This window comes from Brevundimonas sp. Root1423 (assembly GCF_001426805.1).
This window is the reverse complement of the sequence record NZ_LMFL01000071.1, coordinates 1-5888: the sequence shown is the minus strand read 5'-3', so window position 1 is coordinate 5888 and position 5888 is coordinate 1. Positions and strand designations below refer to the sequence as shown.

The window sequence follows — 5888 nt, the reverse complement described above, 5'->3', positions numbered from 1 at the left end:
GAGGCGACCTGGTCGGCCAGTTCGCGGGTCGGGGCCAGGACGAGGGCGCGCGGCATGCGGGCCTTGGCCCGGCCCGACGACAGCCGGTCGATCATCGGCAGGGTGAAGGCGGCGGTCTTGCCGGTGCCGGTCTGGGCGATGCCGAGCACGTCGCGGCCCGCGAGGGCGACCGGGATGGCGGAGGCCTGGATGGGGGTGGCGGTGGTGTAGCCGGTGTCGGCGACGGCCTTGAGAGTCGTGGGCGAGAGGCCCAGCTGGGAGAATTCGGTCATGGGTCCTTGGGACTGGATAAGGACGCCCCGCGCATCGGGCCGTCGTGCGATGTCGCGGAACCGCCCTGAATCTCTGGGCGAGCGGGCGGCGCGGATTCGCCAGTCCTGTCCCGAACGTGCGCCGGATATAGAAGTCCCCCCGCCAGAGTCAACTATTCGTGTGCCGGCGGAGGCCGGGCTTGGCAATGTCTGAACGTTTGTTAATAGTCCGCGCCGGGAAGGGCTGATTGAGGGACAAGCATGCTGCGTACGCTCGGCGTCGTAACTGTCGCGGTCGCATGGCTGATGACCGGCTCCGTTCGGGCCGACATGAATTCCGCCTTCGGCAATACGGTGGTGTCGCGTTACCCGGACGGCGGCTGGGTCAAGCACTGGTTCAATCCGGACGGCAGCTATTCGGCCCAGTTTTCGGACGGCCGGCGGCTGGCGGCGCGCTGGTCGGTGAGCGGGGACCGGGTCTGCCTGACCAACATCCGGCCCTATATGCTGGTGCCGCGCTTCTGCACCACCTTGATCGAAGCCTCGGTCGGCGAGACCTGGCACTCGCGCGATCCGATGGGCCGGCGCGTGCAGAACGTGCTGGTGGCGGGCCGGGCGCCGTAGGGCATTCAATCCCGCAAGGCCGGGGGCATGCCCCCCCCCGCGCCCTCGTCAGCCAGCGTTCCCGCGAGGGCGGGGCCCGGCTTCGGCCCCGCCGCCGGGGTTTGAATGGGCGTCAGCTCGGGTCGACGCCCTGCGCCCGCATCCGCGCCGCGCCGGCTTCCATACGGTCCGCGCCATCTTCCATTTTCGGGATGGCATCCAGAAGCTGCTGGTCAGTGACCGTCTGCCCCCGCTCGCGGGCGCGTTCGATCTGTTCGGCGCGGTAGGCCGGGTCGCGCAGCTTGCGGGCCTCCTCGCGCATGTTGCGGGCGCCTTCGACCATCTGCTCCGCGCCTTCGCGCATCTGCGCCCGGGCCTCGGCCATGTGACGGGCGGCCAGGGTTCGCGCCTCCTCGGCGTTGACGCGGGCGCGGGCTGTGTGCTCGGCCATGACCCGGGAGTGACCGGCGGCGCGTTCGGCCTGGCGCGCCATGCGGGCGTTGGTCCGCGCCACGGTCCGGGCTTCCGCGGCGTGAGCCCGCGCCTCCCGGGCCATGACACGGGCGTGGGCGGCGGATTCGCGCGCGGCGGCCACGGCGGCGCGCTGTTCATCGGTGAGCTGCGCGGTCGAGTTGTAGATGTAGCCCCCCTGGTATTCGGGGGCCTGCGGAGCCGCGGGCGGCTCAGGCGGCGCGGGCGGAGCCGGTGGAGCGGCCGGCGCCTGGAGCGGAGCCAGAGCCGCGAGCGCGGCCGGTGCGAGGGGAGCGACCGGAGCCGCCGGGGCCAGGGCCGCGAACGGCGCGCGCGGGGCGACGGGCTCGTCCCGCGTGGACAGCTCGACCGCGGCCAGCGGCGTGGCGACGGCCAGCAGGGCGCCGACGGCGATCATCATGGCGACGGGACGGGGCGAGGCGGGACGGCGTTGGGTCATGACCTTGGTGATCCTTTTCGCGAGGGAACGGGCCGGACCGGTCATGCCGGTGGCGGCCCCGGGGGTGAAGTCGGCGGCCATGCCCAGCAGGGTGCGGGCGTAGGCCTCAGGTTCGACATGGCGCAGGGCGTCGGCGTCGGCGGCCTCCTCGGACAGGCGTCCGAGCTCGGCCTGCAGCAGCCAGACCAGCGGATTGAACCAGAACAGGGCCACAGCGACGCGGGACAGGGCCAGGAACAGCCAGTCGCGGCGGCGGATGTGGGCGAGCTCGTGGGCCAGCACCGCCTCGGCGTCGCGCGGCTGGTTCAACTGGGCGGCACCGATCAGGACCACGCCCGGCGGGACGCCCCAGCTCAGCGGCGAGGCGACGCGGCCGGACGCCAGCAGGCGCGGGGCGGAACCGCCGGCCAGCCGGGCCAGCGCCGCGGTCCAGGCGGGATCGGAAACAAGGTCGCCGCTCCGGGTCCAGCGGGCTAGCGTCAGCACGCCGAGGCCGAAACGGACGACGAGGGCGACCGCGCCGGAGGCCCAGGCGAGGGCGAGCCATGTCGAGACGGCGGGCAGGGTGAAGGTCGGCGCGGCGGCGGCGCTTCCGGCGGCCGGAAGGCTGAAGGTCCCGGCGGGCGCCGCGACGGGCGCTGCGGCCAGCCAGATGGTCAGGTCGGGGCCGAGCAGGGCGATGAAGGGCAGGGCGAGCAGCAGAACGACGGCGGCGCGCAGCAGCGTCACGCGCTCGGCCGGTGATCGTCCGCCCAGCAACCAGACGGCGGACAGGGCCAGGGCTGCGACGAGGCTGGACTTGATCAGAAGGGAGAGGATGACGGCGGTCACGAGCCCCGCTCCCGGGCGTTCTCGATCGCGCGCTCCAGAGCGGCCAGCTCGTCGGGCTTCAGTTTTTTCGTCAGGCCGAGCAGGGCGGTGGCGGCGCTGGCGGCGGATCCGGCGAAGAAGGTGTCGACCAGACGGTTCAGGGCGCCGGCGGCGACCGTCTCCGGACGGGGGACGGGGGCGTAGACATAGGCGGCCCCTTCATTGTGATGATCAACGAGGCCCTTGGCCTCCAGCCGGGTCAGCAGGGTCCGCACGGCCGAGTCGCTGGGCGAGCCGGCCATGGCCTGACGCACCGCCGCGGCCGTACCCTGCTCCAGCCGGCACAGAATCTCGAACACCTCGCGTTCACGGCGGGGAAGGGTCTCGATCATGCCGGCGAGTCTCCTGCTACATCTGTAGTGTTACGTTTGTAGCGGAAAAAGGCAAGACTGAGGCGCGGGGATGAAACCGCGGTAAGGAGGCTGTCTGTGAAGATGGGGGGCGGGGGATCCGCGCCACCTCTCCGGTCAGGAGAAGTGGCGCGAGTGACGGGACTCGAACCCGCGACCTCCGGCGTGACAGGCCGGCACTCTAACCAACTGAGCTACACCCGCGTATCCCGGCCNCGGGGGATCCGCGCCACCTCTCCGATCAGGAGAAGTGGCGCGAGTGACGGGACTCGAACCCGCGACCTCCGGCGTGACAGGCCGGCACTCTAACCAACTGAGCTACACCCGCGTATCCCGGCCGCGGCGCTGAGGTGCGTCGCGGCGAGGGGCGTCGTTTAGGCGGGGGCGGCTCGCACTGTCAAGCGACGAAAGCGGGCGTCCGGAGAGTTTTTCCATCGCGCGGACGCCGTTTCAGCCGCCGCCGGACGGGCTGGAAAACCTGCGAACCATTCTCAAGAAAAACCTTTCGTCACACGGGTTTGAACGGGGGTTTGAACGGGCGCGGTTCAGCGGCTAGAAAGCGCCGAATCCGCCCCTCCCTTCAAGGGCGGCCGAGGTCCCCCCGGATGAATGCATTCCTTCTTCAATATCTCCCGATCGTGATCTTTCTCGGGATCGCGGCGGTCCTCGGCCTCGGCTTCATGCTGGCGGCCTGGGTCCTGGCCCCGAAGAACCCCGACTCGGAGAAGCTGTCGGCCTATGAGTGCGGCTTCAACGCCTTCGACGACGCGCGGATGAAGTTCGACGTCCGCTTCTATCTGGTGTCGATCCTCTTCATCATCTTCGATCTGGAAGTGGCCTTCCTGTTCCCCTGGGCGGTGTCGATGTTCGACCTGTCGCAGTCGGGCATGGTGTTCGCCTTCTGGTCGATGATGGTCTTCCTCGGCGTGCTGACCGTCGGCTTCATCTACGAATGGAAGAAGGGCGCGCTCGAATGGGAGTGACGACCACGAACACCGTCCCGCTGATCGGGGTCGGCAACCAGGGCAGTTCGCCCGTGGCGCCGGGCGCATCCTCGCGCCTGCCGGGGCCGATGAGCACCACCATGTTCAACACCGGCGCCCGNCGCTGATCGGGGTCGGCAACCAGGGCAGTTCGCCCGTGGCGCCGGGCGCATCCTCGCGCCTGCCGGGGCCGATGAGCACCACCATGTTCAACACCGGCGCCCGCTCGTCGGTGGAGGGCTATGATCCGGCCATCCACGACAAATTCTTCGAGGCGGTGAACGCCGAGCTCGGCGAGCGCGGCTTCATCACCACCTCGCTGGACGACGTCATCAACTGGGCCCGGACGGGCTCGCTGATGTGGATGACGTTCGGCCTGGCCTGCTGCGCCGTGGAGATGATGCAGGCGTCGATGCCGCGCTTCGACATGGAGCGGTTCGGCATGGCCCCGCGCGCCAGCCCGCGCCAGTCCGACCTGATGATCGTGGCGGGCACCCTGACCAACAAGATGGCTCCGGCGCTTCGCAAGGTCTACGACCAGATGCCGGACCCGCGTTACGTGCTGTCGATGGGCAGCTGCGCCAACGGCGGCGGGTACTACCACTACAGCTACAGCGTCGTTCGCGGCTGCGACCGGGTCGTGCCGGTCGACGTCTATGTRCCCGGGTGCCCGCCGACGGCGGAGGCGCTGCTGTACGGGCTGCTGCAGCTGCAGAAGAAGATCCGGCGGACGGGGACGATCGACCGATGAACGCGCTCNCCCGGGTGCCCGCCGACGGCGGAGGCGCTGCTGTACGGGCTGCTGCAGCTGCAGAAGAAGATCCGGCGGACGGGGACGATCGACCGATGAACGCGCTCGCGAGGATCGAGGAGATCGAGACCGCCCTGACGCCGCTGGGCGCCGAGATGGTCGGCGAACTGGGCGTCGAGGCGCAGATCGCCTTCGGCGAACTGACGCTGATCGCCACGCGGGCCAACATCCTGTCGGTGCTGACGGCGCTGAAGGACCGGTTCGGCTTCCATCAGCTGCTGGACCTGTGCGGGGTCGATTTCCCGGACCGGGCCGAGCGGTTCGAGGTGGTCTATCACCTGCTGTCGATGACGCGGAACGCGCGCGTGCGGGTCAAGCTGACGACCGACGAGGTCCAGCCGGTGCCCAGCGCCGTGGGCGTCTTCCCGATGACCGGCTATGTCGAGGTCCGGTACGACGAGGAGCAGAAGCGGGTGATCTATGAGCCCGTCAAACTGACCCAGGAGTTCCGCAATTTCGACTTCCTGTCGCCGTGGGAAGGCGCGGAATATGCGACGACCGTCCTGCCGGGCGATGAAAAGGCCCAGGGCCTCGCAGGGAGCAAGGCCTGATGGCTGACGGACATAACCCGCCCCTGCCGATCGGCGCCACGGACGTCTTCGACGACGGCCTGACCGACCACGCCCGGGCGCTGGACGACCGCAAGTTCACGATCAATTTCGGCCCGCAACACCCTGCCGCGCATGGTGTTTTGCGTCTGGTGCTGGAACTGGACGGCGAGCTGGTCACCCGTGTGGATCCGCACATCGGCCTGCTGCACCGCGGCACCGAAAAGCTGATGGAGGCGCGCACCTACCTGCAGAACGTGCCCTATCTGGACCGGCTCGACTATGTCGCGCCGATGAACCAGGAGCACGCCTTCTGCCTGGCCATCGAGAAGCTGCTGGGCGTGGACGTGCCCTACCGGGCCCAGCTGATCCGGGTGCTGTATTCCGAGATCGGCCGCATYCTSWSSCACCTGCTGAACGTGACGACSCAGGCCATGGACGTSGGCGCCCTGACGCCGCCGCTGTGGGGCTTCGAGGAACGCGAGAAGCTGATGGTGTTCTACGAGCGCGCYTCGGGCGCCCGTCTGCACGCCAACTATTT

General features: G+C 69.5%; 7 protein-coding genes, 2 tRNA genes and 1 pseudogene. 5 read left to right on the top strand and 5 right to left on the bottom strand.

Going from position 1 to position 5888, the window contains the following annotated elements; genetic code table 11:
* A partial coding sequence (locus ASD25_RS27405) for a DEAD/DEAH box helicase (protein ID WP_156389488.1) occupies positions 1-272 on the bottom strand: 272 nt, incomplete at its 3' end.
* A gap of 240 nt (positions 273-512) precedes the next feature.
* Here ASD25_RS27405 and ASD25_RS27400 point away from each other — a divergent pair.
* Entirely contained in the window at positions 513-875 is a 363-nt protein-coding gene (locus ASD25_RS27400; protein WP_055829253.1) for a hypothetical protein, read from the top strand.
* 112 nt (positions 876-987) lie between these two features.
* Here ASD25_RS27400 and ASD25_RS27395 read toward each other — a convergent pair whose 3' ends face one another.
* The 4 genes from ASD25_RS27395 to ASD25_RS27380 form a co-directional block, all read right to left on the bottom strand.
* Positions 988-2616: a M56 family metallopeptidase gene (locus ASD25_RS27395; protein ID WP_055829255.1), complete on the bottom strand. Its 1629-nt coding sequence runs from the start codon at positions 2614-2616 to the stop codon at positions 988-990.
* On the bottom strand, positions 2613-2987 hold the full coding sequence (locus ASD25_RS27390; protein WP_055829258.1) for a BlaI/MecI/CopY family transcriptional regulator: 375 nt from the start codon (positions 2985-2987) through the stop codon (positions 2613-2615). Before ASD25_RS27390 ends, ASD25_RS27395 begins: the two co-directional genes overlap by 4 nt.
* A 145-nt stretch (positions 2988-3132) precedes the next feature.
* Positions 3133-3209 (bottom strand) — tRNA-Asp (locus ASD25_RS27385).
* A gap of 47 nt (positions 3210-3256) precedes the next feature.
* Positions 3257-3333: transfer RNA gene (locus ASD25_RS27380), tRNA-Asp, on the bottom strand.
* A gap of 277 nt (positions 3334-3610) precedes the next feature.
* Between ASD25_RS27380 and ASD25_RS27375 the strand changes: the two genes are divergently transcribed.
* The 4 genes and pseudogenes from ASD25_RS27375 to ASD25_RS27360 all read left to right on the top strand — a co-directional run.
* Entirely contained in the window at positions 3611-3988 is a 378-nt protein-coding gene (locus ASD25_RS27375) for an NADH-quinone oxidoreductase subunit A (RefSeq protein WP_055829261.1), read from the top strand.
* 193 nt (positions 3989-4181) lie between these two features.
* Positions 4182-4739 carry an NADH-quinone oxidoreductase subunit B family protein gene (locus tag ASD25_RS27370; RefSeq protein WP_055829755.1) on the top strand — a complete coding sequence of 186 codons (558 nt, stop codon included), beginning with the start codon at positions 4182-4184 and terminating at the stop codon, positions 4737-4739.
* 122 nt (positions 4740-4861) lie between these two features.
* Complete coding sequence (locus ASD25_RS27365) at positions 4862-5350, top strand: NADH-quinone oxidoreductase subunit C (RefSeq protein WP_082572636.1); 489 nt, start codon at positions 4862-4864, stop codon at positions 5348-5350.
* Positions 5350-5888: pseudogene (locus ASD25_RS27360) on the top strand (NADH-quinone oxidoreductase subunit D); the annotation flags it as partial. The gene ASD25_RS27365 and the pseudogene ASD25_RS27360, both read left to right, overlap by 1 nt.